General features: G+C 39.1%; 2 protein-coding genes. Both read left to right on the forward strand.

Going from position 1 to position 906, the window contains the following annotated elements; genetic code table 11:
• Nucleotides 1–63 precede the first annotated feature (63 nt).
• Nucleotides 64–402 carry an IS630 transposase-related protein gene (locus ACP7AE_RS14155; protein ID WP_426243859.1) on the forward strand — a complete coding sequence of 113 codons (339 nt, stop codon included), beginning with the start codon at nucleotides 64–66 and terminating at the stop codon, nucleotides 400–402.
• Nucleotides 386–906 (forward strand): IS630 family transposase (locus tag ACP7AE_RS14160; protein ID WP_426243861.1); only part of this gene is annotated, 521 nt, incomplete at its 3' end. The genes ACP7AE_RS14155 and ACP7AE_RS14160, both read left to right, overlap by 17 nt.

A 906-nucleotide genomic window follows, 5' to 3' on the forward strand; every position in this document is an offset into this window, starting at 1 on the left:
TATAGTAGAGTTCAGATAAAACCGATACAATACATAAAAACTAATCAACTATTCAGATAAACCATGACTTATTCAATCGACTATCGTAAACAAGTGCTGTCTAGCATCGATAATGGTCTGACTGTTAGAGAAGCTGCTGCTTTTTACGCGCTTAGCACCAGTACTATACATAGCTGGAGACAGAACTTAGAGCCTAAGAAAGTGCGAGATAAAGCCCCGACTAAAATACCTGATGACGCTTTGCTTCAGGATGTCAAAGCATATCCTGATGACTATCAATATGAGCGCGCAAATCGTCTGGGTTGTAGTAAAACTGGCATTCATCATGCTTTAAAACGATTAAACATCAGCCAAAAAAAAGACACTAGAGCATCCAAAAGCCTGTCTGGAAAAAAGAGCTAAGTATCTCAATCACCTGAGTGATTATATAATTCAAGGCTATCCCATTGTTTATATGGATGAAAGTGGCTTTGAGCATGAGACCATCAGGCCTTATGGCTATGCTCCGATAGGTAAGCCTTGTATCGATCGCTACAACTGGCAAGGTAAAAAACGTACCAACGTCATTGGAGCCCTATACGAAAGAGTACTATTTGCACTTGATTACTTCGAGAAAAACATCAATGGCGATATATTCTATAACTGGTGCAAGTACACGCTAATACCGAGCCTAAAAACCAAGTGCGTAATCGTAATGGATAACGCAAGCTTTCATAAACGAGTACAAAAACTGCTTAATAGACACGGCCATCGCCTTTTATTTTTACCACCCTACAGCCCTGATCTAAATCCTATCGAGAAGAAGTGGGCACAAGCTAAATTTCTACGCCAAGGATGGATGGAAAATAATCTGCCTAAACTATTTCATGATATGGGCTGTATCGATTTTATATTAAACTTACTATA

The sequence above is a fragment of the Psychrobacter sp. TWP2-1-2 genome (assembly GCF_049896785.1).
Classification (GTDB): domain Bacteria; phylum Pseudomonadota; class Gammaproteobacteria; order Pseudomonadales; family Moraxellaceae; genus Psychrobacter.

Excerpts from the sequence above, each read along its gene's own strand:
- ACP7AE_RS14155 (WP_426243859.1), top strand. The coding sequence starts at position 64 with ATGACTTATTCAATCGACTATCGTAAACAAGTGCTGTCTAGCATCGAT.